Below are 23,697 nucleotides of genomic sequence, written 5' to 3' on the forward strand. Positions count from 1 at the left end.
TAAAACTTAATGCTCTTGTAAAATAATTCTTGCAAAAAAGAAGATAAATTTTGTATATTTTTGCAATTAACCTGCTATTAAGACTATGATGTATCTCGCTGTTTTTCTCGTCCTTTTTGTTTTAGAATTGATTTATTTCAAAATTGCCGACCGATTCAATATTATCGACAAACCCAATCACCGAAGTGCTCATACCGAAATCACCTTACGAGGTGGAGGGATTGTTTTTCCTATTGCTTTCCTATTGTTTTTTATTACCAGCGTGTGGAGCAAATTAGTTCATCTTCCGCTTCATGATCAGGCAGCAGAAAACCACAATTATCTGATTTTCGGAGTCGGGCTTTTATTGCTTTGTATCATCAGTTTTCTCGACGATCTTTATGATCTTTCAAGTAAAATCCGGATTGTTTTTCACATCATCAGTGTGAGTTTTTTACTCGCTTTTCTCAATGCGTTTGTTTTGCTTCCGATTTGGGCGATTCCGGTTTTGTATATTGTAATCATCGGAATTCTGAACGCTTATAATTTCATGGATGGCATCAACGGAATTACCGGACTCTACAGTTTAGTGGCATTGCTTTCCTTGTTATATGTGAATGAAAATTTGATCAATTTTGTAGCTCATGATTTTATTATTTATCCGATTTTAGGCTGTTTGGTATTTCTCTTTTTTAATTTTAGGAAGAAAGCAAAATGCTTTATGGGCGATATTGGAAGTATGGGAATTGCATTTTGGGTGGTTGCGTTAATTGGTTTGCTCATGATGAAAACCGGTGAAATCAAATGGATTCTTTTCCTTGCAGTTTACGGTGTGGAGGTTATTTCGACTATTTTAGAAAGACTGAAACTTAAAGAAAATATTTTCGAAGCCCACCGCCGTCACCTTTATCAACTTTTAGCTAATGAGAAAAAAATATCTCATTTAATAGTAAGTACGCTCTACGCAGCTGTACAGTTGATTATCAATGCAGTAGTGATTTTTTCGAACTTGCCACAAATTGTAAGTTTTGTAATTGTTTTATTACCTGCGCTAATTTTTTATCTTTACACCAAACTTACGATTAAGAAGCAAATCACACTAAACAATAATTAATGAAAATAAAATCGACACCACTCAAAGACTGCTATATCATTGAACCTACCGTTTTCGAAGACGAAAGAGGTTATTTTTATGAAAAATTCAATGAGCAAAAATTTGAAGAGCTTACCGGAATGAATGGCCATTTTGTGCAGGACAATATTTCTAAATCTTCGTACGGAGTTTTGCGAGGTGTTCATTTGCAAAAAGGCGAACATGCACAGGCGAAATTGGTTTCTTGTCTTGAAGGGAAAGTTTTTGATGTAGCCGTTGATTTGCGGGAAGATTCTCCAACTTTCGGACAATGGTTCGGGGTGGAATTGACTCCGGAAAATAAATTGCAACTCTATGTTCCAAGAGGTTTCGGGCATGGATTTTCCGTATTGAGTGAAACTGCAATTTTTTCCTATAAATGCGATAATTTCTACCATAAAGAATCGGAAGGCAGTGTGATCTGGAACGATAAAGATCTCAATATCGACTGGAAATTACCGGCAGATAAGGTGCTCCTTTCAGAAAAAGACAGCCAATTGCCTACTTTCGCGGAGAAGAATTTTTGAGGGAAAGTTAAGAGGTTAAGAGGTTAGAAGGTTAAATGGTTAGAAAGTGAATTTGTTTGAATATAACCATATTAGAAATTTAACAGAAAATCAATTTAATGAGTAGCCTAATCTTACCAAACCAAACCAAAGATAACCTAATCTAACCCAACCCAACCCATTAACTTAACCCAAGATAAAATAACCCACCTAACCTTTTTTCCAAGTATTCGTCCAACCCACTAACCTCTTAACCTCTTAACTTTCTAACCTTCTAACCCCAAAAGAATGACCTCCCACAAAGACTTACAGGTTTATAAAGAATCTTTACTTTTGGTAAAGGATATTTATTTATTGGTAGCTCTTTTTCCAAAGGATGAGCTTTTCGGATTAACTTCCCAAATGAAAAGATGTGCAATTTCCATCCCTTCTAATATTGCAGAAGGCGCCGGAAGAAAGGGAAGTGCCGAGTTTGCTAGATTTTTGTACATTTCGATGGGTTCTTTAAGCGAATTAGAAACACAATTGGATATTGCGATAATGCTCAATTTTTGTGATAAAAACGGGGAAATGACCCAAAGGATTTTCTATATTAAAAATATGCTTTCCAAATTAATTTTAAGTATCAATAAAACTAAACCAACTGTCTAACCCTCTTTCTAACCATTTAACTTTCTAACCTTCTAACCTTCTAACCTTCTAACTTCTTAACCTTCTAACCATTTAACCTCTTAACTTTTCGAACATAAAAAAATGAAAAACATCATCATCACCGGAGGCGCCGGATTTATCGGTTCCCACGTCGTAAGAGAATTTGTTAAAAATAATCCGGATAAGAAAATCATCAACCTAGATGCTTTAACTTATGCCGGAAATCTTGAAAATTTAAAAGATATCGAAAACGAACCTAACTACGTTTTTGAAAAAGCAGACATCACCAAAGTCGATGAACTTCGAAGAGTATTCGAAAAGCATCATCCGGATGCTGTTGTTCATTTGGCCGCTGAAAGCCACGTGGACAGAAGTATCACTGATCCTAATGCATTCATTAATACCAATGTTGTAGGTACTGCCAATTTATTGAATCTTTGTAAAGAATTTTGGACCTTAAATCCCGATCATTCCCACGGAAATTTCCCGGACGGACCGCGCGAGAATTTGTTCTACCATGTTTCTACCGATGAGGTTTACGGAAGTTTAGGAGAAACCGGTTTCTTTTTAGAAACTACCGCTTACGATCCACAATCGCCTTATTCTGCAAGTAAAGCCGCTTCCGATCATTTGGTTCGCGCTTATGGAAACACTTACGGAATGCCGTTTATGGTATCCAATTGCTCCAATAATTACGGACCCAATCACTTTCCGGAAAAGTTGATTCCGCTTTGTATTTCGAATATTATTAATGAAAAACCGCTTCCTATTTACGGTGACGGAAAATATACCAGAGACTGGCTTTTCGTTATCGACCATGCGAAAGCGATTCACCAACTGTTCTTTGAAGCAAAAACCGGGGAAACCTACAATATTGGAGGTTTCAACGAGTGGCAAAATATCGATTTGGTAAAAGAACTCATCAAACAAATGGATGAAAAACTAGGTAAACCAGCAGGTTACTCAGAAAAATTGATAACTTATGTGAAAGACCGTCCGGGCCACGATAAGCGTTATGCCATCGATGCTACCAAACTCAACAAAGACTTGGGATGGAAACCATCCGTTACTTTCGAACAGGGCCTCTCCAAAACCATCGACTGGTTCCTCGAAAACAAAGACTGGCTGGAGAATGTAACCAGCGGTTCCTATCAGGATTACTATAACGAGCAATATACAGATTCTACTAATTAAGACGAATTTCTCGAATGATGGAAGAGAAGATTTTATATAAAGAAGAGAGTTATAAAATTATCGGAATTTGTATGAATATTCATTCCATTATGGGAATTGGTTTTTTGGAAGCTGTTTATTGTGAGGTTTTGGAAAAGGAATTTATCAAAAATAACATTCCTTATCAAAGAGAAGTAAAATTGGATTTGTATTTCAACGGGGATAAATTAGAGAAAAAATATAAAGCAGATTTTCTTTGCTTTGACAATATTATTTTAGAGATTAAATCTGTTTCATATTTACATGAAAATTTCACCAAACAGACCATAAATTATCTAAAAGCAACTAATAAAAAGCTAGGAATACTCATTAACTTTGGTGAGAAATCTTTAAAATATAAAAGAATAGTTAATTTATAATCACTGCGAAATTCGTGTAATTCGAAAACAATTCGTGTAATTTATATTAAAAATGAAAGGTATTATTTTAGCCGGCGGATCCGGTACCAGACTTTATCCATTGACGATTGCAGTAAGCAAGCAGCTGATGCCGGTGTATGACAAGCCGATGATTTATTATCCGCTTTCCACATTATTACTTGCGGGAATTAAAGATATCTTAATTATTACAACACCACATGATCAGGAAGGTTTTATGAAACTTTTGGGCGACGGTTCATCAATTGGATGTAACATTCAGTACAAAGTACAGCCCAGTCCGGACGGATTAGCGCAGGCTTTTATTTTGGGAGAAGAATTTATCGGTGACGATTCTGTAGCGCTCGTTTTGGGTGATAATATTTTTTATGGCGCAGGATTGCCAAAATTGCTGGAAAGTAAAACCAACGTAAAAGGCGGCTGTGTGTTTGCCTACCAAGTTTCCGATCCGGAAAGATATGGCGTGGTGGAATTTGATGAAAACCTAAAAGCCATCTCCATCGAAGAAAAGCCGGAGGAGCCGAAATCCAATTTTGCGGTTCCGGGTTTGTATTTTTATGATAATTCCGTAGTTGAAATCGCAAAAAACCTGAAGCCATCACCACGTGGTGAATTGGAAATCACGGATGTGAATAAAGTATATCTAGAAAAAGGCGAGTTAGAAGTAGGAGTAATGTCGCGCGGAACCGCTTGGCTCGACACCGGAACTTTCGATTCTTTACATGAAGCTTCGGAATTTGTGAAAGTTTTGGAGAAAAGACAAGGTTTCAAAATTTCTTGTATTGAAGAGATTGCTTTCAAAAAAGGGTTCATTAATAAAGAGCAACTTCTGGAATCTGCGAAGAAATACGGTAAAAGTGGTTATGGTGAATATTTGAAAGGGATTTTATAAACCATTTTAAATGAAATATTTAGAAAGACTTTAAGCAAAACCTTAAAGTCTTTTTTTATTCCTAAATTTGCGCCCTGTAATATTCATCAGTTTTTTATACTAAAATATCAATTCATGCGTACAAAATCCGTCGGCAAAAAGAAAATCAATATCGTCACACTCGGCTGTTCCAAAAATGTTTATGACTCCGAAGTCCTGATGGGGCAATTGGAAGCCAACGGAAAAGAAGTAGTACATGAGGACAAAGGAGACATCGTCGTAATCAATACCTGCGGTTTTATCGATAATGCTAAGGAAGAATCGATTAACACGATTTTGGAATATGTCGATGCCAAAAACCGAGGCGAGGTAGAGAAGGTTTTCGTTACCGGATGTCTTTCGGAAAGATATAAACCGGATTTGATAAGAGAAATTCCTGACGTAGACCAATATTTCGGAACCAGAGACTTGCCCATGTTGCTAAAGCATTTGGGTGCGGATTACAAGCACGAATTGGTTGGGGAAAGAATGACGACCACACCAAAACATTATGCCTATTTAAAAATTGCAGAAGGTTGCGACCGACCATGTTCATTCTGCGCAATTCCTTTGATGAGAGGGAAAAATGTTTCTACACCAATCGAAAATTTGGTCATTGAAGCTGAGAAATTGGCTAAAAAAGGAGTTAAGGAACTTATTCTTATCGCACAGGATTTAACTTATTACGGACTTGATATTTACAAAAAAAGAGCTTTAGGTGACTTACTTTTAAGATTGGTAAAAGTGGAAGGAATCGAGTGGATTCGTCTGCATTATGCGTTTCCATCAGGGTTTCCGGAGGATGTGTTAGAAATCATTAAAAATGAGCCGAAAGTTTGCAACTATATTGATATTCCTTTGCAACATATTAATTCTGATATTCTGAAGGCGATGAAAAGAGGAACCACCCACGAGAAAACCAATGCTTTGCTGGATAAGTTTCGGGAGAAAGTTCCGGATATGGCGATCAGAACTACTTTAATTGTAGGTTTTCCGGGCGAAACAGAAGAAAAATTCCTCGAAATGAAAGAATGGGTTCGCACACAACGTTTCGATCGATTGGGCTGTTTTACCTATTCGCACGAAGAAAATACAACCGCCTACGTTTTGGAAGATGATGTACCGCAGGAAGTGAAAGAAGCCAGAGTAGAAGAGATTATGGAACTGCAGTCGCAGATTTCATGGGAGAAAAATCAGAAAAAAATAGGGAAAACGTTCCGATGTATTTTCGATCGAAAGGAAGGAAACTATTTTGTCGGAAGAACCGAGTTCGATTCTCCGGACGTAGATAATACCGTTTTGGTCTCTGCAGAAAACACTTATTTATCGATCGGTGAGTTTGCCAATATCAAGATTACTTCCGCTGAAGAATTTGATTTGTACGGAGAACTTGTTTAAATTCATCTTACAGGCAACAAAAAAACCAATGAATTTCATTGGTTTTTTTATTTTCACTGAATTTTGCCTTCTCAATTTCGTTAAAATTTTCATTGATTAATAAATTTCAGGGCTTGATGCTAAAAATCGCTTTTTCCTGAAACGTTCATTAATAAAGGGATTGAGGCAGTTTTTTATTCTAAAATCACTTTAATTTTCTTCTTTTTATTTCTTAATAATTTTTTTTACTTTTTAATGATTTTCTAACCATTCAACGAAATTTACAATTTTATTAACCGGTTTATTATCAGTGTTTTGTGTGTTTTGTAGATGGGAAACTATGCAGTAATTAGTTAATTTTGTTAACGTTTTATGGATGTTTTTAACACTTTTTAACAAGCTTCCTTATTTCCCATGAATAGGGAATTAGCACAGTGTCTTAACATATAATTAAGAATTTGTTAACAGAATTTAACAGTTGCGTTGTTGCAAAAAATGTTTTCGGGATAAATTTGCAGAGTCAAAACCAATAAAAATAATTCAAAATGATGAAAAGAGCGATTCTCGTAATCATAATGATGATTTCAACACTTGGTATTTATTCTTTCAACAAGTTTAATGCCAATGATGCCAAAACAAGTTTTGCATCGTTCTACCACGATAAGTTTAATGGTAGGAAAACAGCAAGCGGAGAGATTTTCAATAACAGAAAACTTACCGCAGCGCATAGAACGCTTCCTTTCGGTACCGTAATTGAAGTTACGAATCTGAGAACAGGGAAAAGTGTAGAAGTGAGAATTAACGACCGCGGTCCGTTCCACTCTTCCAGAGCGTTGGATTTATCCAAAGCAGCGTTCGATTCAATTGGCAATACTGCTAAAGGAACCATGCCAATTGAATACGAAATTGTCGATTAAGATTCCATACGGAAAACAAAAAGCCGTCCCAAAAATTGGGACGGCTTTTTATTTTAGACTTCTATTTCGCATCTAAATTAATTTCTGATACGGCGAGTTCTGTTAGATCAGAATCGCAGTTTTTTTCTTCGTTAAGCGTGGCCACAAGTAGCTCCATTGCTTCAGGCTCGTCCAGATGTTTAGCGTATGTCGCTAAGGTTCCGTAAGACGCAATTTCGTAATGTTCTACCTTTTGCGCTGCAGCAATAATAGCGGCATCTCGAACCGCTCCTGGTTCTGTTTCTTCTAAAATGCTTTCAGCCTCTTTCAGTAAACCGTCCATCGCGTCACATTTTTCAGCTTTTGCTTTCTCGCCTAGCGCTTTGAACACATCCTCAAGCCTTGTAACATGATTCTGGGTTTCTTCCAAATGTTTATTGATAGCTTGAGTAAGTTTTTTTGAAGTAGCGTTTTTAGCCATCTTTGGAAGGTTTTTTACCAATGCTTTTTCAGCCCAATAAATATCTTTTAAACCATCCATTAAGAATTCTCTTAAGTTTTCAGCAGCATCACTTGCAGGCTTTACCTTATTGGTTGCTTTGGTAGAAGTCTTTGCGGATGTAGCTTTGGAAGTGGTACTTTTTTTTGTACTTGCAGCTGTTTTCGTAGAAGATGCTTTTCTAGAAGAAGTTTTTCCAGCAGTGGATTTTGCAGCGGAACTTTTAGCAGCCGTTGACTTGGAGGAGCCGGCTTTTGTTGTAGTCTTTGCCATAATCTTTAATTTTTTAATATTAATATGTTGTGAATTGGTTTTCTGGTTTTATCAAAATCTATACCAGTAAGATTGAGTCGGATGTACTGATCTTTCCAAGTTTGGGAGCTTTCTGTGCATTTAAGTTGAGTTGCTGTAGTAGGTAAACCTCATTTCTTGGATTGGTTTTGAGATGTCCTTTAAATCTTTTTTTGTTTCCGCATTCAGGACCTAGTCGACACAAACGATGTCCATTAAGAGGTTAAAATTCTAATTCCACCAAAACAGGACAATGATCCGAATGAACAGCTTCTTTTAAAATAACCGCTCTAGAAAGCTTTTCTTTCAGCGTATAGGAAACAAAATGGTAATCCAAACGCCAACCTTTATTTCTTTCTCGAGAATTTTGTCGATAGCTCCACCAGGAATAATTATCGGGCTGATCATTAAAGAACCGGAAACTGTCTATCAGTTCGCATTCCTCTATAAATTTGGTCATCCATTCTCTTTCCATCGGTAAAAATCCGGAAGTATTTTTCAGTCCTTCGGGGTTATGAATGTCGATGGCTTTATGACAAATATTAAAATCCCCACAAATAATAAGGTTTGGAATGGTTTTTCTTAACGCATTGATGTAAACCAAGAAATCTTCACAAAACTGCATTTTGAATTCTAATCTTTCGGAATTGGAAGCGGAAGGCACGTACACGGAAATCACCGAGAACCCATCGAAATCTGCTCTTATTACTCTTCCTTCACTGTCGTAATGTTCGATGCCACAACCATATTCTACATGTAGAGGTTCAATTTTAGAAGCGATTCCTACGCCGGAATACCCTTTTCGTTGCGCGGAATGCCAATAACTTTTATATCCTATTTTCTCTAAACTTTCGATGTCGATTTGGTCGTTTCCCGCTTTGCTTTCCTGAATGCAAATCACATCGGGATCGGCGATTTTCAGCCAGCCAAGGAAGTCTTTGGTAAAAGCAGCACGAATTCCGTTTACATTGTATGAAATAACTCTCATTGAATATTTTTAATTTTTCCCAAAATTACAAAAGCGAATTTGATTCTACGGAAATCTCCCACACAAAAAAGGCGGAAAAAACAGTATGTTTCTCCCGCCCAATTGGATCCCAAATTTAAATAAACTATGAAAAAAAACTATTTGGGCTCCATAATGCTGATCGGGATAATCACTTCTTCCAAAGAGATTCCGCCGTGTTGGTAGGTTTCTTTGTAATAATTCACGAAATGATTATAGTTTTTCGGATAAGCCAAAAAGATGTTGTTTTTGGCGAAAATATATTTTGAACTTAGATTTCCTTTTGGTAAAAACAGTTTTTCGGGATTTGAAATTGCCCAAACATCGCTGTTTTCGTAAGTTAAACTTCTACCGGTTTTGTATCGGATATTGGTTGAAGTTTCTCGGTCGCCGACTACTTTGCTTGGTTTTTTTACATAGATCGTTCCGTGATCGGTGGTGATGACCAATTTGAAACCATTATCAGCAGCTTGTTTGATGATTTTTAATAAAGAGGAATTCTCAAACCAATTGTATGTGAGTGATCGGAATGTTTTATCGTCGCGAATCAATTGATTCACGATCACATTATCGGTTTTCGCATGGGAAAGAATGTCGATAAAGTTGTAAACAATTACCAGGAGATCATTGTTTTTATGTTGGTTGAAATCTTCCAATACTTTTTTCTCGAAATCAGCATTTAAAATTTTTAGGTATTTCATCGATTTTCCGGATAATCCGAGGCGTTTCATTTGATCTTCCAGAAAATCTCTTTCGTGCTCATTTTTATTGCCTTCTTCATTGTCATTAAACCAATATTGTGGAAATCTTTTTTCGATTTCTGAAGGTAAAAGTCCGGCGAAGAAAGAGTTTCTCGCATATTGCGTTGCGGTCGGAAGTATACTGAAATAGTAATCTTCAGACGTTTTGTTGTAAAACTTTGTGAATAATGGTTCGATGACTTTCCATTGATCGTAACGCAAATTATCGACCATGAGGAGCAAAACTTTATCCTTTTCAACCTCACTTTTCACTTTTTCTTTGAAAAGCGTGTGACTCATCATTGGTTTCTCGTTCGTATGAAGCCAGTCTTCATAATTGTTTTCAATGAATTTGGAGAACTGAATGTTTGCTTCTTCTTTTTGAGATTGCAACAAATCTGAAAATTCACTGTCGAAAACTTTATCGAATTTAATTTCCCAATTGAGGATTTTCTTGTAATATTCCGCCCATTCCTGATACGTTTTCAGGTAAGAAAGTTCCATCGAAAGGTTGCGGAATTCTTGCTGATATTCCTGAATGGTTTGTTGTTCCACCAAAGTTTCTTCCTGAAGATTTTTCTTTAAAGACAATAAAACCTGGTTCGGATTTACCGGTTTCAGGATATAATCGGCGATTTGGGAGCCAATCGCTTGTTCCATGATTCGCTCTTCCTCATTTTTGGTTACCATTACGATTTTAATGGTGGAATCTATGTTTTTAATCATTGGGATTGCTTCCAAACCGGAAATTCCGGGCATATTTTCATCGAGCAACGCCAATTGAAAATTTTCTTTTTCGATCATTTCCAGCGCTTCATTCACGTTGTTTACGGGTTTCACTTCGTAACCTTTGTTTTCCAAAAACACGATATGTGGTTTTAGTAAATCTACCTCATCATCAATCCATATCAATTTTGCCATATACTATATTTAAATTTTAAAAGATGCAGTTTCAAGATATTTGAACCGCGATTGTTGTGTCCAAAAATACAACCAAACATTGCCAATTTTATTTTAAACACACGTTAAAGTTGCGTTAATTTTAATAGATGAATTCACGAAAAAATAATGAATGGAGCGGATTATTGAACTTAGAAATCCTTATTTTTGTCAACAATCATCAATTTTAGTTCATGACCAACAAATTCAAAATCATCAACGATCCCGTTCACGGCTTCATCAAAATTCCCCATGAAATTTTGTTTGATGTCATCGAGCATCGATATTTTCAGCGTTTGCGACGTATTTCCCAAACCGGGTTGTTGAATCTCATCTTTCCCGGAGCTACGCATACCAGGTTTCATCACGCTTTAGGAGCGATGCATTTGATGTTTACAGCTCTGGAAACTTTGAAATTAAAAGGTGTTGAGATTTCCAAAGAAGAAGAAAAATCGGCGATGTTGGCGATTTTGCTTCACGATGTCGGTCATGGTCCGTTTTCTCATGCGTTAGAAAATATGTTGATGGATGATTGGCATCACGAAAAACTCTCGCTATTGCTGATGAATAAAATGAATGAAGAATTTGGTGGTGAGCTATCGATGGCAATGGAAATGTTTCAGGGAAAGTACCATCGCAAATTTTTCAACCAGTTGATTTCTTCGCAACTGGATGTCGATCGTCTGGATTATTTGAAGCGCGACAGCTTCTACACCGGAGTTTCCGAAGGAAATGTGAATACACAACGAATTATTTCGATGATGAATGTTTCGGATGAGGAATTGGTGATTGATGCGAAGGGAATTTATTCGATTGAGAATTTCCTCACGGCGCGAATGTTTATGTATTGGCAAGTTTATTATCACAAAACTTCGGCTTTAGCAGAGCATCTTTTGGTGAAGATATTGGATCGCGCAAAATTCTTAATTTCTGAAGGTAAAGATTTGCCAGCTTCTGAAAATTTAAAATATTTTTTAACCCGAAACCATTTCGAAACCGCTTCCGATGAAGATATCCGACGATTTACGGAGTTGGATGACAATGATGTAATTCAGGCAATGAAATTCTGGTGCAAAAATGAAGATTTTGTGTTGTCTTATCTTTGCAAATGCGTCATTCAAAGGGATTTTCTGAAAACGAAAATTTCCTCAAAACCATTTGATCCTGAATTTATTAATGAAAAAATCGAGAAAACCAATATTGTCTTTAGGATTGACAATGGAGATCAGCTTGTAGATCAGATTTCCAGAAATTTGTTGCCGTACAATGCCGAAAAACAACCGATTTATTTATTATTGAAAAATGGCGAAAAAATCACCCTTGAAAATTCGGAAAACCAAATTCTCTCAACCTACATCAATCAGCCAAATACGAAGTATATTCTTTCTTTTCCGAGGGAAATATTGTAGAAGAAACTTTGGAAGTAAAGTAGTTGTAAGTGACAACAATTTTTTTATTCCTATTTAATAACGTAATGCTCATATTGTCCTCAATATTTTTTGACCTTTTTATATATCAAAATTTTCAAAAAAGTGTTGCGTAATTCATAATTTCTTATCTTTGCAAGATATGGAATTTACAGCATCGCAGATTGCAGCTTTTATCAACGGCAAGATTATTGGCGACGAAAACACCATCATCAGAGGGGTTTCGCCAATAGAAAGTGGTGAGCAAAATCACCTGTCTTTCATTGCCCAAGAAAGGTTTGCTCATTATATCGACAACACGAAATGCGCTGTTCTCATTGTTTCAGAAAAATTATTAACCAAAGACTCTTACCCTGTTACCATCATCGCTGTGGAAGATGCTTATCTTTCTTTTCAGGTTTTGATGAATCTTTATAATGATATGCAAGGTCGCAAAACAGGTATTGAACAAGGTGCAGTATTTCACGAAACCTCTGTGGTAGGTGAAAATGTGTATGTAGGGGCTTTTACTTGTGTTTCTGAAAAAGTGAAAATAGGCGACGGAAGTCAGATTTATCCTCATGTTTATATCGGAAAAAATGTAAAAATCGGAAAAAACTGTATTTTGTACAGTGGTGTTCGTGTTTACGATTATTGTGTAATTGGTGACAACTGTGTTGTTCACTCTAATACCGTAGTCGGTTCGGACGGATTTGGTTTTCAACCTACCAAAGATGGTTATCAAAAAATACCACAACTCGGGAATGTAGTTTTGGAAGATAACGTGGAGATTGGCTCTAACTGTAGTATCGATCGAGGAACCATTGGATCTACCGTGATTGGTAAAGGAACCAAAATTGATAATTTAATTCAAATCGCTCACAACGTAAAAATTGGTGAGAATAATGTGATTGCCGCACAAGCAGGAATTGCTGGCTCTACCGTAATTGGCGACTGGAATCAAATTGGTGGTCAGGTTGGAATCGTGGGGCATATTAACATCGGAAATCAGGTGAAAATTCAGGCCCAAAGTGGAGTGAATTCCAATACTAAAGATGGTGAAATCTTGTATGGTTCACCTGCCATCAATGCCGGTGAATATAGAAGAAATTATGTTCATTTCCGAAATTTAACCGAGATTGTAAAACGCATAAATAACTTAGAAAACAACTCAAAAGAAAAAACTAATGAGTGATAAACAAAAGACTTTAAAAGAAGAAGTTTCTCTTTCAGGGATCGGACTTCATACCGGAAGAGAAGTTGTTCTTACTCTTAAACCTGCAAAAGAAAATACGGGATTTATATTTGTCCGTACCGATTTGGAAGGACATCCACAAGTGGAAGCCGATGTAAATTATGTTACTACCACCGAAAGAGGAACAACTTTGGAGAAACTCGGCGTAAGAATTCATACTTGCGAGCATCTGCTTGCTGCTTTAGTAGGTTGTGATATCGACAATGCGATTCTAGAGATGAATAGTGCTGAACCACCTATTTTAGACGGATCTTCGAAATTTTTCGTAGAAGCTATCGAGAAAGCGGGAATTGTAGAGCAGAATATTGATCGTGAGTATTTAGTTGTAAAAGAGGTTTTGAGTTATTCCGATGCTGCTACAGGATCCGAAATTACCATTATTCCATCTGATACGTACGAGATAACCACTATGGTGGATTTCGGAACGAAAGTTTTAGGAACTCAGAATGCTACTTTAAAAGATATTTCGGAGTTTAAAGAAGAAATCTCATCAGCACGAACTTTCAGTTTTTTGCATGAGCTCGAAATGCTTCTGGATGCTGGTTTAATCAAAGGTGGAGATATTTCAAACGCGATCGTGTATGTAGATAAAGAATTAACTGCCGACACGGCCGATAAACTCAAAAAAGCTTTCGGAAAAGATGATGTTTCCATCCGCCCGAATGGTATTTTAGATAATCTGACTTTAAATTATCCCAATGAAGCCGCGCGTCATAAGTTGCTTGATGTTATCGGTGATTTAGCTTTGGTAGGGGTAAAGATTAAAGGAAAAGTGATTGCCAACAAGCCGGGGCATTTCGTAAATACTCAGTTTGCCAAGAAGCTCAACCGTCAGTGGAAACTTCAGAAAAAGAAAAACGTTCCGGATATCGATATCAATAAAGAACCAGTTTTCGATATCAACGGAATCATGAGATTGATGCCGCACCGTCCACCATTTTTGCTCATCGATAAGATTCTCGAACTTTCAGATTCGCATGTCGTAGGACTCAAAAATGTTACCATGAACGAGCCGTTTTTTGTGGGGCATTTTCCAAAAGAACCTGTAATGCCTGGTGTTTTGCAGGTAGAAGCTTTGGCTCAAACCGGCGGGATTTTGGTTTTGGCAAGTGTACCGGATCCGGAAAATTATTCTACTTATTTTATCAAAATGGATAAAGTAAAGTTTAAGAAAAAAGTAGTTCCGGGTGATACCATGATTTTCAAGATAGAACTCATCACCCCGATCAGAAGGGGAATTGTGCACATGCAAGGTTATGGATATGTTGGCGACAGTGTAGTTGTAGAAGCAGAACTGATGGCGCAAGTTGCAAAAAATAAAACGGAGTAGATGGTACATCAATTAGCTGCCGTAGATAAGCGCGCAAAAATTAAGAAAAACGTTATTGTAGAACCTTTTACCACGATCGCAGGTGATGTGGAAATTGGTGAAGGAACTTGGATTGGCCCGAATGTGACCATCATGGATGGAGCCAGAATTGGTAAAAACTGTCGTATTTTCCCTGGTACTGTAATCTCAGCAATACCTCAGGATTTAAAGTTTGATGGTGAAGATACCCAGGTGATTATCGGAGATGGTACAACTATTCGCGAATCAGTTACTATTAACCGTGGTACCAAAGCTTTAGGTTATACGAAAATTGGTAACGACTGCCTCATTATGGCAACCTCGCATGTTGCACACGATTGCGTTATCGGAAACGGGGTTATTATCGTGAACGGTTGCGGAATCGCAGGACATGTAGAAATCGGTGATTTTACCGTAATGGGAGGACTTTCCGCGGTGCACCAGTTCGGAAAAATTGGCAAACATGTGATGATTTCCGGAGGGACTTTGGTAAGAAAAGATATTCCACCTTACGTGAAAGTAGCAAGAGAACCGATGACTTATGCAGGAATTAATTCCGTAGGATTAAGGAGAAGAGGTTTTACCAACGAAAAAATATTCGAAATCCAAAAAATTTACCGGGCAATTTTCCAAATGAAGATGAATGTTTCTCAAGCATCAAGTTTTATCGAAAAAGAAATGCTTCCTACCGCTGAACGCGACGAGATTTTAGAATTTATTAAAAACTCTCCGCGTGGTATTGTAAAAGGATACGGCACCGGAAAAGAATAAAAAATTAAATAATAAATATATTCAAATTAATTAAATGGCAACAAGCAACGATATCAAAAAAGGAATGTGTATTGAGTACAACAACGATATCTTCAAAATTATCGAGTTTCTTCACGTAAAACCAGGAAAAGGTCCAGCTTTCGTAAGAACGAAAATGAAATCCGTGACTAATGGTAAAGTATTAGACAATACCTTTTCTGCAGGACATAAAATTGATGAAGTAAAGGTGATTACCAGAAAATTCCAATATTTATATGATGATGAAAACGGTTTCCACTTTATGAATAATGATGATTTCAGCCAATTATATCTTGATAAAAACATGATTGAAAATGCTCAATTCATGAAAGCTGGTGAAGAGGTTACCATTATCTTGAAAGATATTGATGAAACTCCTCTTTCCGCTGAAATTCCACCGACAGTGTATTTAGATGTAATCGAAGCTGATCCGGGTGTTAAAGGAAATACCGCAACCAATGCCTTGAAAAATGCAATCGTAGAAACCGGAGCTAGAGTGATGGTTCCGCTTTTCATCGAAGCTGGCGATAAAATTAAGGTTAATACCGAAGACGGAACCTACTTGGAAAGAGTAAAATAATCCTAATAATGTATTGATAAAAAGGAGGATTGTTTCATCCGGCTTTCCTCCATTATTCAACTTCCATCAAAAAAAATGACTTTCAAAAAACCACAGACCCTCCAATCCATTGCTGAAATTATCGGAGCCAAAATGATTGGTGAAGCAGATTTTCCGGTTTTGGGAACCAACGAAATTCACATGGTCAAAAACGGCGAAATCGTTTTTGTGAATCATCCAAAATATTACGACAAAGCCCTGAATTCTGATGCCACCATCATCCTTATCGATAAAGAAGTCGCTTGTCCTGAAGGAAAAGCTTTGTTGATTTCAGAAGATCCTTTCAGGGATTTTAATAAAATCAATACTCATTTTACGCGAATTTATAATTTCACCGAGGAACTTCATGACCTAGAAATGGGAGAGGGAACATTTGTGCACTCTTCTGTTGTCATCGGAAATGAGGTGAAAATTGGTAAAAATTGCCATATTTTTCCGAATGTGGTGATTGGAGATAGAACTGTGATCGGCGACAATGTAATCATCCAAAGTGGTACTGTTTTGGGTGGCGATGCTTTCTATTACAGAAAACTCAACGGAAATTTCGATCGTTTGATCTCTGTGGGAAATGTTGTTATCGAAAACAATGTAGAAATCGGGAACAATTGTACCATCGATCGCGGAGTTACCGACTCAACCATCATTGGCGAAGGTTCTATTTTAGATAATTTAATACAAATCGGCCACGATACAATTATTGGAAAAAGATGTTTGATAGCTTCACAAACTGGAATTGCTGGATGTTGTATTATTGAAGATGAAGTAACGGTTTGGGGACAGGTAGGCATGGCCTCAGGAAACCGAGTAGGAAAAGGAGCAGTTCTTTTAGGGAAAACCGGCGTTAACAAGGATTTGGAAGGTGGCAAAACCTATTTCGGGCAATTGGCGGAAGAATTCAGGGAGTATTTAAGAAAAGAAGTGATATTGAAAAATCTTAAGTAAAGATAACCGATAAAATCTCTTAAAACACTAAATTTGCTTATCTATTAAATATGAAAAAAATTTTATCAGGTATCTTGCTGTTTTTGATCTCTTTTTGCTTTTCGCAAAAGAAGGTGATTGATGCCCAAATTATTACCCAAGCTAACGATACATTGGATGTAAAAATAAGAGTGACGGTCAATATGATAGACCCAACGCTTATCTATGGATCAAGTTTAAACGAAAAAATAAATATTGTTGATGAAAGCGGAAAGAAGTCTAAAATGTAGGCTTCTAATGTGAAGGAACTTTCATTTGTAGATTTTGTACGAAAAAAAAGATATTTCCTTAACCGCTCCGAAAATAAGAAAACCTTGCAGGAAAGATTATTTAATGGAAATACGATAGAATGGTTCAGAGATTATTATGCTTCCGGACCGGGTGGAGAAGGAGCCGCCGATTTTTTATTTAATAAAGTTGCCAAAAAAGGAATTGGAGTTGCCTATTTTACCGGTTTGCCAAAGAAAAAATTAATTGAATTTTTCAGTGACGAACCCGAAATGCAAAGTTTCTTTCAAGAAGCAAAAACCAGCTCTTTGCGACAAGCTGAAAATAATGTGGATACTGTAATGGAGTTATTATTAGAGAAATACGAATCTCTTAAATCAAGAAAATAGTTTAATAAATTTAAAAAAAGAATATAAAATGTCAGTATTAGTAAACAAAGATTCAAAAGTAATCGTACAAGGATTTACCGGAAACGAAGGAACTTTCCATGCAAGTCAAATGATTGAATACGGAACCAACGTTGTAGGTGGAGTAACTCCTGGAAAAGGTGGAACCGAGCATTTAGGAAAACCAGTGTTCAATACCGTTGCTGAAACAGTAGAAAAAGCGGGTGCTAATGTATCGATCATCTTCGTTCCGCCGGCATTTGCTGCTGATGCGATTATGGAAGCTGCAGAAGCTGGTATTAAAGTAATCGTTTGTATTACTGAAGGTATTCCGGTAGCAGATATGGTAAAAGTAAAATCTTATATTGCTGACAGAGATTGCCGATTGATCGGGCCAAACTGCCCAGGAATCATCACTTCCGACGAAGCTAAAATTGGTATTATGCCAGGTTTTGTTTTCAAAAAAGGAAGAGTAGGGATCGTTTCAAAATCAGGAACGTTAACTTACGAAGCTGCTGATCAGGTAGTAAGAGCAGGTTACGGTGTTTCTACCGCAATCGGAATCGGTGGTGACCCAATTATCGGAACTACAACCAAAGAAGCTTTGGAATTGTTCATCAACGATCCAGAAACTGACGCTGTAGTAATGATCGGTGAAATCGGTGGTTCACTAGAAGCTGAAGCTGCAAGATGGTACAAAGAAAGCGGTTCTAAAAAACCGGTTGTTGGTTTCATCGCAGGACAAACTGCTCCAAAAGGAAGAACAATGGGTCACGCAGGTGCAATCGTAGGTGGAGCCGAAGATACCGCACAAGCGAAAATGGAAATCATGAGAGAAAACGGAATCAACGTGGTAGATTCTCCAGCAGAAATTGGTGCTACTGTTGCTAAAGTTTTAGGATAAGATTATCTTAAGGAAAATAAAAAACGTTTCGCAAAATTGTGAAACGTTTTTTTTGGCTGATATTTTTTTATCTTTGCTTTATAAACACTTTTTATGAAAATTAAATTATTCGCTGCTGCAGCACTTTTTGCGACCAGTTTATTATCTGCACAAATCGATTTCAGAAGTACAAGATTCGGACTTACCGGAGGTGCTACCATATCCCGAGTAAGCAATGCCCATAATCCTTCAGGACCTCGATACTCGTTTTACGGAGGTGCATTAGCTTTAATTCCGGTCGATAATAATGACCAATTTTATATCCAAACGGAAGTAGAATATTTGGGAGCCGGAGAATCGGGTAAAGACAAAGATGCGAAAGGCGCAACCGGCTACAATGCGATTTATGCCAACAATTACATCAGCGTTCCGATTTACTTTAAAGGATATTTTTCCGAAGCGGAATCTGAGTTTTTTGCATTGGCGGGACCGAAATTCAATTTCCTCGTCAGCCAAAAAGTGAGTGATCCCGGAAAACCATTTTACGTTCCGGAACAATTGGAAGAATATCCAGACCTGAACGGAAAGGCTTCTAGTTTTAATCTTGCCATCGGTTTAGGAATTGGGTTTTCTTACAAAAGAATGTTGGAAGTTACCGCACGCTATGATCTCGGTCTCAGTAACACCTACAAAGGTTTAATGGGCGAACTGAACGCCGATCCAAATACGGCTAAAAAGAAATCGGAACAAGTTTTTAGCGTAGGTTTAAGTTACATTTTCCAATAGATTTTCATTCATTAAATACAAAATCCCATCAAATTTTATTGATGGGATTTATCTTTATTTTAAATCTGAATTCAATTTAACTTCTGATCCATTTCCAAAGCTCTTTTGCGCTCGCTTTATTTCCATACATTAAAATTCCAACGCGATAAATTTTTGCCGCCACGAAAATCATTAATAAGGTAGAAACAATCAGCAATGCCATGGAAAGTGCAATTTGCCAAGCCGGAACACCGAATGGAATTCTCGCAATCATCGCAACAGGTGAGGTAAATGGAATCATCGACAACCAAAAACCAAGCGGACCTTCCGGATTATTCATAATCGTGAAGCTGCCGTACATTCCCAAAGTAAGCGGAATAATCGCAAAAAGGGTGAATTGTTGGGTTTCAGTTTCGTTATCTACTGCAGATCCAATGGCTGCATACATTGAGCTGTAAAAAATATATCCCAACAAGAAAAAAACGATAAAAACGAAGATAATCAACGGAAAATTCATGTCTAACAGGATATGAGAAACCTTTGTCGCAGTTTCAGTGATGTCGAATTTTTGAAGCATTTCGGAAGATTGTTCCCCGCCGGGAATTTGTTTTTGCATCGCCTGAAAGCCCGTGTTCAGGAAGATGGCTCCCAAAACCGACATCGTAATCCAAATTGCAAATTGGGTGAGCGCAACCAAAGTAACCCCCAAAATTTTTCCCATCATCAACTCAAATGGTTTTACCGAAGAAATGATGATTTCAACGACGCGGTTGTTTTTTTCCTCCAAAACGCTACGCATCACCCGAACACCGTAAATGATAATGAACATAAATACGGCATACATCAGAACCATGCTAAGGCCCGATTTCACACCGAAATCCAGGCCAGAATCCGCTTTGTTGTTGTCCACCACATTTTCCGTATTCAAATCGAAATTTTTATCCAGGCTTACCAGTTGATCTTCCGAGAGGCCAAGGGTTTTTATTTTTTCTTTTTTAAGGACTTTAGAAAGATCCGCAGAAACACTTGATTTGGTATCGAAACCGATTTTTTTATTGATAAGTAATTTGGTATTTTTCTCGAGCTCGTCGAAATTGTCGTTTTTCAGTTCCGGAATGATCAGAAGTCCTTCAATGCCTGTCATTTCTTTTAAAGTAGAAGTGAGCGCGCGTTCATTTTCCTTGGGAACAAAAACGTATTTTATGGTGTTGTCGCTCTTCAGATTACCCACGAAAAGTCCGCTTTTATCGACTACATTGAAGGTGCTGGAACTTTCATTTGCCTTGAACATAAACGCAATTAAAGCTCCGAAACCAATCATTAAAATCGGTGCAAGAAGCGTGAGAATGATAAAAGATTTTTTCTTCACTTGCGTGAGATATTCTCTTTTGGTGATTAAAAATATATTTTTCATGGAATTTTTTCTGTTTTAATCGGGATGATTTTTTGTTGAAAACGCTGAGGTTTATTTCGCGACTGCATTGATGAAAACCTCATTCATGCTCGGAATTTTTTCATCAAACGAACGGATTTTTCCTATTTTCATCAGTTCATTCAGCAACAAATGTTGGTCGTTATCATTTTTCAATTCGAAAGAAACGAGTTGGTTTTGGGTATTGAATTCGTTGATGTGGAATTCTTTTTTAAAGTTTTCAAATTTCTCGGAATCTACGTCTGATAGGGTAATTCCAAAGATATTCTTCTTGAATTTTTCTCGCACATCAAAAACTTTTCCGTCCAGCACTTTTTTCGATTGGTTGATTAATGCTACATAATCGCACATTTCTTCCACACTTTCCATTCGGTGCGTAGAAAGGATAATGGTGGTGCCGTTGTTTTTCAAATTCAGGATTTGATCTTTGATTAAGTTTGCGTTTACCGGATCAAAACCGGAAAAAGGTTCATCCAAAATAAGCAATTTCGGGCGGTGCAAAACCGTCACTACAAATTGTATTTTCTGTGCCATTCCTTTGGAAAGTTCGCTGAGTTTTTTCTTCCACCACTGATCGATTTCCAGTTGCTCGAACCAATATTTCGCCTGGCTCAAAGCATCATTTTTGTTCATTCCTTTTAGCTCTCCGAAGTATAAAATCTGGTCACCAACCGACATATTTTTGTACAAACCGCGTTCTTCGGGCATGTAACCGATCTGTTTGATGTGCTCCGGATTGAGTTTTTGTTGATTGATGAAAACCTCTCCCGAATCGGCTTGAGTAATTTGATTGATGATTCGGATGAAGGTGGTTTTTCCCGCACCATTGGGACCTAAAAGTCCATAAATGCTGGCTTCGGGAACATCAATTGAGAAGTTGTCGAGTGCCAGTTTTTTACCGGCATTATAGGTTTTGGTGACGTTTTCTGCTTTCAGCATGAAGATGATTATTTGAAAGAATTAGTATAAAAATACTTCGGAAAGTTACGGAATTTTGGCAGAAAATTCAGATAAGCTTTAATGGATGTCCTTTTTGAGGTAGGTAATATGTAAAAAAAATAGCGTTCCTACTGAACGCTTTATATTAAATGGATTTTATTAAGCTACACAGATTTGATTCCTACGGAATCTGAGAAAAATTAATTTGAAAATTGATGTTCTCTATAAAAATCAGCAGCTTCGGCAATGACCTGATCCATTTCTTCTAAAGTGAAAACTTCTAGGAATTTTCTTCTGAAATCTTTAAAATGCGGAATTCCACGGAAATAATTGCTGTAATGTTGGCGCATTTCGATGAGTCCGAGTCTTTCGCCTTTCCATTCCATGCTCCATTCTGCGTGTTGGCGAACTGCTAATAATCGGTCGGTAATTGTAGGTTCCGGTAATTTCTCTCCGGTTTGAAAAAAATGTTTGATTTCATTAAAAATCCAAGGGTAGCCGATGGCTCCACGACCGATCATGATGCCGTCGCAATCGTATTTTTGTTTGTATTCAAGGGCTTTTTCGGGAGAATCTACATCGCCGTTTCCGAAAATTGGAATTTCGATATTTGGGTTATTTTTTACTTTAGAAATATAATTCCAATCAGCTTCCCCTTTATACATTTGGGATCGTGTTCTGGCGTGAATGGTAAGTGCTTTAATTCCGGTATCTTGCAATCTTTCAGCTACCTCCATGATGTTTATCGTTTCGGTATCCCAACCTAAACGGGTTTTAACGGTAACCGGTAAATGCGTGGAACTTACGACCGCTTTTGTGAGGCGAACCATTAAATCAATATCCTTTAAAACGCCTGCTCCGGCTCCTTTACATACTACTTTTTTCACAGGACAGCCAAAGTTGATATCGACTAAATCTGGGTTTACCGTTTCTACGATTTTCGCTGACATTGCCATCGCCTCTTCGTCGCCACCAAAAATCTGGATTCCCACCGGTCTTTCATAATCGAAAATATCAAGTTTTTTGCGGCTTTTCATAGCATCCCGAATTAATCCTTCGGAGGAAATAAACTCCGAATACATCATATCGGCGCCATGCATTTTGCAAAGTCTGCGAAAAGGAGGATCCGAAACGTCTTCCATAGGAGCAAGAAGAAGTGGAAATTCCGGTAGTTCTATGTTTCCGATTTTTATCATGGTGCAAAGATAATTTTTTTGAATGGAAACCGGAAACCGTATTGCGCTGACAAAAAAACAGATCTAAGCGATCTGTTTCATATTTTAGATACTGGAATCTTTAATCAAAATCATGGTGGGTATCGTCTTTTGAATTTTTATGGACAAACCACATACCGATCGTTAAGCCGATTACTCCGGCTACAGCAGTCATCAAAGCACGCTCTAATCGGTCGGGCATATCATTTCCGAGATAATTCATCAGAAAGAGAATGAGAAAGGTGATTACGCCAACCACCATGAATTTTTTACTTTTTATGTCCATTATTTTATTCTGTATGAAATCATTATTCCACCTCTGTACGGAAGCCATTCGCCGCTTTGATTATATTCTCGGGTTGGATCCGTATCGTATCGAACGCCCAATTCTTTATGATAACCTTTGTAATAACTTTGTATAGAACCACCGCCGACATACAAATCCATATTCCAGTTTTTGGCCAATTCAAACTGATAACCTACAGTAGCTCCAATAAGGAATGAAAAACCGTTTTGGTACAAATCGGAAGTTTTGTAAACTGGTGATTCCGGCGTGTATTGGTAATCATTGTCGTTCCAATAATTGTATTTTTGAACAATAAAGCGAGAAAAAGAGATGTTTGCACCAACATACCAATGTTTAAAAGCTTCATTAAAATAATATCTTCCGTCGAAACCTAGCATGTAAACTTGTGCGTATTTTCCCGCAAAAGATTTCCACGGGGAGATGAAAACATCCCCTTGAAGCGTCCATTTTTTGTTCAATTGATACTCAACACCAGCATTCAACATACCGACAGGAAGGAAAAGCGCATTGGCTTTCACATACATTTTTTTGGATACGATAGAATCTTGTGATTGAGCAGTAGAAAGCGCTGCAAAAGAAACTGCGATTGCCAATAAGAGTTTTTTCAAA

General features: G+C 37.4%; 26 protein-coding genes. 18 read left to right on the plus strand and 8 right to left on the minus strand.

Annotated elements, in window-relative coordinates:
* Positions 1 to 85: 85 nt before the first annotated feature.
* The 8 genes from H0S70_RS13530 to H0S70_RS13565 all read left to right on the plus strand — a co-directional run bounded on the left by H0S70_RS13530 (position 86) and on the right by H0S70_RS13565 (position 7,082).
* Positions 86 to 1,093 carry an MraY family glycosyltransferase gene (locus tag H0S70_RS13530; protein WP_188321170.1) on the plus strand — a complete coding sequence of 336 codons (1,008 nt, stop codon included), beginning with the start codon at positions 86 to 88 and terminating at the stop codon, positions 1,091 to 1,093.
* On the plus strand, positions 1,093 to 1,638 hold the full coding sequence (rfbC, locus tag H0S70_RS13535) for a dTDP-4-dehydrorhamnose 3,5-epimerase (RefSeq protein WP_055042510.1): 546 nt from the start codon (positions 1,093 to 1,095) through the stop codon (positions 1,636 to 1,638). The genes H0S70_RS13530 and rfbC overlap by 1 nt, the downstream gene beginning before the upstream one ends.
* Before the next feature lie 267 nt (positions 1,639 to 1,905).
* The gene (locus tag H0S70_RS13540) at positions 1,906 to 2,268 is read left to right on the plus strand and encodes a four helix bundle protein (protein ID WP_188321171.1); all 363 of its coding nucleotides are present in this window, start codon (positions 1,906 to 1,908) and stop codon (positions 2,266 to 2,268) included.
* 102 nt (positions 2,269 to 2,370) lie between these two features.
* Complete coding sequence (gene rfbB, locus H0S70_RS13545; protein ID WP_188321172.1) at positions 2,371 to 3,462, plus strand: dTDP-glucose 4,6-dehydratase; 1,092 nt, start codon at positions 2,371 to 2,373, stop codon at positions 3,460 to 3,462.
* Positions 3,463 to 3,476: 14 nt separating this feature from the next.
* Positions 3,477 to 3,860, plus strand: coding sequence for a GxxExxY protein (locus tag H0S70_RS13550; RefSeq protein WP_228406758.1), 384 nt, complete (start codon positions 3,477 to 3,479; stop codon positions 3,858 to 3,860).
* A gap of 52 nt (positions 3,861 to 3,912) precedes the next feature.
* Positions 3,913 to 4,770: a glucose-1-phosphate thymidylyltransferase RfbA gene (gene rfbA / locus H0S70_RS13555; protein ID WP_188321173.1), complete on the plus strand. Its 858-nt coding sequence runs from the start codon at positions 3,913 to 3,915 to the stop codon at positions 4,768 to 4,770.
* Positions 4,771 to 4,884: 114 nt separating this feature from the next.
* On the plus strand, positions 4,885 to 6,186 hold the full coding sequence (rimO, locus tag H0S70_RS13560; RefSeq protein WP_188321174.1) for a 30S ribosomal protein S12 methylthiotransferase RimO: 1,302 nt from the start codon (positions 4,885 to 4,887) through the stop codon (positions 6,184 to 6,186).
* A 524-nt stretch (positions 6,187 to 6,710) separates the two neighbouring features.
* A complete protein-coding gene (locus H0S70_RS13565; RefSeq protein ID WP_031501418.1) occupies positions 6,711 to 7,082 on the plus strand; it encodes a septal ring lytic transglycosylase RlpA family protein in 372 nt (123 codons plus the stop codon).
* Positions 7,083 to 7,143: 61 nt separating this feature from the next.
* On the opposite strand, the gene H0S70_RS13570 is transcribed toward H0S70_RS13565, so the two are convergent.
* The 3 genes from H0S70_RS13570 to porX all read right to left on the minus strand — a co-directional run bounded on the left by H0S70_RS13570 (position 7,144) and on the right by porX (position 10,518).
* Entirely contained in the window at positions 7,144 to 7,833 is a 690-nt protein-coding gene (locus H0S70_RS13570; RefSeq protein ID WP_188321175.1) for a YciE/YciF ferroxidase family protein, read from the minus strand.
* 241 nt (positions 7,834 to 8,074) lie between these two features.
* On the minus strand, positions 8,075 to 8,839 hold the full coding sequence (locus H0S70_RS13575) for an exodeoxyribonuclease III (RefSeq protein ID WP_188321176.1): 765 nt from the start codon (positions 8,837 to 8,839) through the stop codon (positions 8,075 to 8,077).
* Between the two features lie 137 nt (positions 8,840 to 8,976).
* Positions 8,977 to 10,518: a T9SS response regulator signal transducer PorX gene (gene porX, locus H0S70_RS13580; RefSeq protein ID WP_188321177.1), complete on the minus strand. Its 1,542-nt coding sequence runs from the start codon at positions 10,516 to 10,518 to the stop codon at positions 8,977 to 8,979.
* A 212-nt stretch (positions 10,519 to 10,730) separates the two neighbouring features.
* Here porX and H0S70_RS13585 point away from each other — a divergent pair, with 212 nt between their 5' ends.
* From H0S70_RS13585 to H0S70_RS13630, 10 genes are all read left to right on the plus strand, one after another.
* Positions 10,731 to 11,945, plus strand: coding sequence for an HD domain-containing protein (locus tag H0S70_RS13585; protein WP_188321178.1), 1,215 nt, complete (start codon positions 10,731 to 10,733; stop codon positions 11,943 to 11,945).
* A gap of 160 nt (positions 11,946 to 12,105) precedes the next feature.
* Positions 12,106 to 13,137, plus strand: a complete 1,032-nt coding sequence (gene lpxD / locus H0S70_RS13590; RefSeq protein ID WP_188321179.1) for a UDP-3-O-(3-hydroxymyristoyl)glucosamine N-acyltransferase — start codon at positions 12,106 to 12,108, stop codon at positions 13,135 to 13,137.
* Positions 13,130 to 14,527 carry a bifunctional UDP-3-O-[3-hydroxymyristoyl] N-acetylglucosamine deacetylase/3-hydroxyacyl-ACP dehydratase gene (locus tag H0S70_RS13595; RefSeq protein ID WP_088264000.1) on the plus strand — a complete coding sequence of 466 codons (1,398 nt, stop codon included), beginning with the start codon at positions 13,130 to 13,132 and terminating at the stop codon, positions 14,525 to 14,527. The genes lpxD and H0S70_RS13595 overlap by 8 nt, the downstream gene beginning before the upstream one ends.
* A complete protein-coding gene (gene lpxA, locus H0S70_RS13600) occupies positions 14,528 to 15,316 on the plus strand; it encodes an acyl-ACP--UDP-N-acetylglucosamine O-acyltransferase (RefSeq protein ID WP_188321180.1) in 789 nt (262 codons plus the stop codon). It begins immediately after the preceding gene.
* Positions 15,317 to 15,350: 34 nt separating this feature from the next.
* Complete coding sequence (efp, locus tag H0S70_RS13605) at positions 15,351 to 15,914, plus strand: elongation factor P (protein WP_031501421.1); 564 nt, start codon at positions 15,351 to 15,353, stop codon at positions 15,912 to 15,914.
* 75 nt (positions 15,915 to 15,989) lie between these two features.
* On the plus strand, positions 15,990 to 16,895 hold the full coding sequence (locus H0S70_RS13610) for a UDP-3-O-(3-hydroxymyristoyl)glucosamine N-acyltransferase (protein ID WP_188321181.1): 906 nt from the start codon (positions 15,990 to 15,992) through the stop codon (positions 16,893 to 16,895).
* A gap of 50 nt (positions 16,896 to 16,945) precedes the next feature.
* Positions 16,946 to 17,164, plus strand: coding sequence for a hypothetical protein (locus tag H0S70_RS13615; RefSeq protein ID WP_123248630.1), 219 nt, complete (start codon positions 16,946 to 16,948; stop codon positions 17,162 to 17,164).
* 9 nt (positions 17,165 to 17,173) lie between these two features.
* Positions 17,174 to 17,551 (plus strand): hypothetical protein, encoded by a 378-nt coding sequence (locus H0S70_RS13620; RefSeq protein ID WP_188321182.1) that lies wholly within the window; start codon positions 17,174 to 17,176, stop codon positions 17,549 to 17,551.
* A gap of 28 nt (positions 17,552 to 17,579) precedes the next feature.
* Entirely contained in the window at positions 17,580 to 18,452 is an 873-nt protein-coding gene (gene sucD, locus H0S70_RS13625; RefSeq protein WP_188321183.1) for a succinate--CoA ligase subunit alpha, read from the plus strand.
* Positions 18,453 to 18,545: 93 nt separating this feature from the next.
* The gene (locus tag H0S70_RS13630) at positions 18,546 to 19,217 is read left to right on the plus strand and encodes a porin family protein (RefSeq protein WP_123248628.1); all 672 of its coding nucleotides are present in this window, start codon (positions 18,546 to 18,548) and stop codon (positions 19,215 to 19,217) included.
* 76 nt (positions 19,218 to 19,293) lie between these two features.
* On the opposite strand, the gene H0S70_RS13635 is transcribed toward H0S70_RS13630, so the two are convergent.
* From H0S70_RS13635 to H0S70_RS13655, 5 genes are all read right to left on the minus strand, one after another.
* The gene (locus H0S70_RS13635) at positions 19,294 to 20,610 is read right to left on the minus strand and encodes an ABC transporter permease (RefSeq protein ID WP_188321184.1); all 1,317 of its coding nucleotides are present in this window, start codon (positions 20,608 to 20,610) and stop codon (positions 19,294 to 19,296) included.
* A gap of 51 nt (positions 20,611 to 20,661) precedes the next feature.
* The gene (locus H0S70_RS13640; protein WP_188321185.1) at positions 20,662 to 21,567 is read right to left on the minus strand and encodes an ABC transporter ATP-binding protein; all 906 of its coding nucleotides are present in this window, start codon (positions 21,565 to 21,567) and stop codon (positions 20,662 to 20,664) included.
* 200 nt (positions 21,568 to 21,767) lie between these two features.
* Complete coding sequence (gene dusB, locus H0S70_RS13645) at positions 21,768 to 22,763, minus strand: tRNA dihydrouridine synthase DusB (RefSeq protein WP_188321186.1); 996 nt, start codon at positions 22,761 to 22,763, stop codon at positions 21,768 to 21,770.
* Positions 22,764 to 22,863: 100 nt separating this feature from the next.
* Complete coding sequence (locus H0S70_RS13650) at positions 22,864 to 23,067, minus strand: hypothetical protein (RefSeq protein ID WP_188321187.1); 204 nt, start codon at positions 23,065 to 23,067, stop codon at positions 22,864 to 22,866.
* Entirely contained in the window at positions 23,067 to 23,696 is a 630-nt protein-coding gene (locus H0S70_RS13655) for a DUF3575 domain-containing protein (protein ID WP_188321188.1), read from the minus strand. Before H0S70_RS13655 ends, H0S70_RS13650 begins: the two co-directional genes overlap by 1 nt.
* Position 23,697: the final 1 nt, after the last annotated feature.

The organism is Chryseobacterium manosquense (assembly GCF_014623485.1).
Lineage (GTDB): Bacteria > Bacteroidota > Bacteroidia > Flavobacteriales > Weeksellaceae > Kaistella > Kaistella haifensis.

What these genes read in the sequence shown, in the direction of transcription:
- dusB (WP_188321186.1), bottom strand. Translation starts at nt 22,763, where the DNA reads ATGATAAAAATCGGAAACATAGAACTACCGGAATTTCCACTTCTTCTT.
- H0S70_RS13575 (WP_188321176.1), bottom strand. Translation starts at nt 8,839, where the DNA reads ATGAGAGTTATTTCATACAATGTAAACGGAATTCGTGCTGCTTTTACC.
- H0S70_RS13585 (WP_188321178.1), top strand. Translation starts at nt 10,731, where the DNA reads ATGACCAACAAATTCAAAATCATCAACGATCCCGTTCACGGCTTCATC.
- H0S70_RS13530 (WP_188321170.1), top strand. Translation starts at nt 86, where the DNA reads ATGATGTATCTCGCTGTTTTTCTCGTCCTTTTTGTTTTAGAATTGATT.
- porX (WP_188321177.1), bottom strand. Translation starts at nt 10,518, where the DNA reads ATGGCAAAATTGATATGGATTGATGATGAGGTAGATTTACTAAAACCA.
- lpxD (WP_188321179.1), top strand. Translation starts at nt 12,106, where the DNA reads ATGGAATTTACAGCATCGCAGATTGCAGCTTTTATCAACGGCAAGATT.
- rimO (WP_188321174.1), top strand. Translation starts at nt 4,885, where the DNA reads ATGCGTACAAAATCCGTCGGCAAAAAGAAAATCAATATCGTCACACTC.
- H0S70_RS13640 (WP_188321185.1), bottom strand. Translation starts at nt 21,567, where the DNA reads ATGCTGAAAGCAGAAAACGTCACCAAAACCTATAATGCCGGTAAAAAA.
- rfbB (WP_188321172.1), top strand. Translation starts at nt 2,371, where the DNA reads ATGAAAAACATCATCATCACCGGAGGCGCCGGATTTATCGGTTCCCAC.
- rfbA (WP_188321173.1), top strand. Translation starts at nt 3,913, where the DNA reads ATGAAAGGTATTATTTTAGCCGGCGGATCCGGTACCAGACTTTATCCA.
- H0S70_RS13540 (WP_188321171.1), top strand. Translation starts at nt 1,906, where the DNA reads ATGACCTCCCACAAAGACTTACAGGTTTATAAAGAATCTTTACTTTTG.
- H0S70_RS13650 (WP_188321187.1), bottom strand. Translation starts at nt 23,067, where the DNA reads ATGGACATAAAAAGTAAAAAATTCATGGTGGTTGGCGTAATCACCTTT.
- efp (WP_031501421.1), top strand. Translation starts at nt 15,351, where the DNA reads ATGGCAACAAGCAACGATATCAAAAAAGGAATGTGTATTGAGTACAAC.
- H0S70_RS13610 (WP_188321181.1), top strand. Translation starts at nt 15,990, where the DNA reads ATGACTTTCAAAAAACCACAGACCCTCCAATCCATTGCTGAAATTATC.
- H0S70_RS13570 (WP_188321175.1), bottom strand. Translation starts at nt 7,833, where the DNA reads ATGGCAAAGACTACAACAAAAGCCGGCTCCTCCAAGTCAACGGCTGCT.
- H0S70_RS13550 (WP_228406758.1), top strand. Translation starts at nt 3,477, where the DNA reads ATGATGGAAGAGAAGATTTTATATAAAGAAGAGAGTTATAAAATTATC.
- H0S70_RS13635 (WP_188321184.1), bottom strand. Translation starts at nt 20,610, where the DNA reads ATGAAAAATATATTTTTAATCACCAAAAGAGAATATCTCACGCAAGTG.
- H0S70_RS13630 (WP_123248628.1), top strand. Translation starts at nt 18,546, where the DNA reads ATGAAAATTAAATTATTCGCTGCTGCAGCACTTTTTGCGACCAGTTTA.
- H0S70_RS13615 (WP_123248630.1), top strand. Translation starts at nt 16,946, where the DNA reads ATGAAAAAAATTTTATCAGGTATCTTGCTGTTTTTGATCTCTTTTTGC.
- lpxA (WP_188321180.1), top strand. Translation starts at nt 14,528, where the DNA reads ATGGTACATCAATTAGCTGCCGTAGATAAGCGCGCAAAAATTAAGAAA.
- rfbC (WP_055042510.1), top strand. Translation starts at nt 1,093, where the DNA reads ATGAAAATAAAATCGACACCACTCAAAGACTGCTATATCATTGAACCT.
- sucD (WP_188321183.1), top strand. Translation starts at nt 17,580, where the DNA reads ATGTCAGTATTAGTAAACAAAGATTCAAAAGTAATCGTACAAGGATTT.
- H0S70_RS13565 (WP_031501418.1), top strand. Translation starts at nt 6,711, where the DNA reads ATGATGAAAAGAGCGATTCTCGTAATCATAATGATGATTTCAACACTT.
- H0S70_RS13595 (WP_088264000.1), top strand. Translation starts at nt 13,130, where the DNA reads ATGAGTGATAAACAAAAGACTTTAAAAGAAGAAGTTTCTCTTTCAGGG.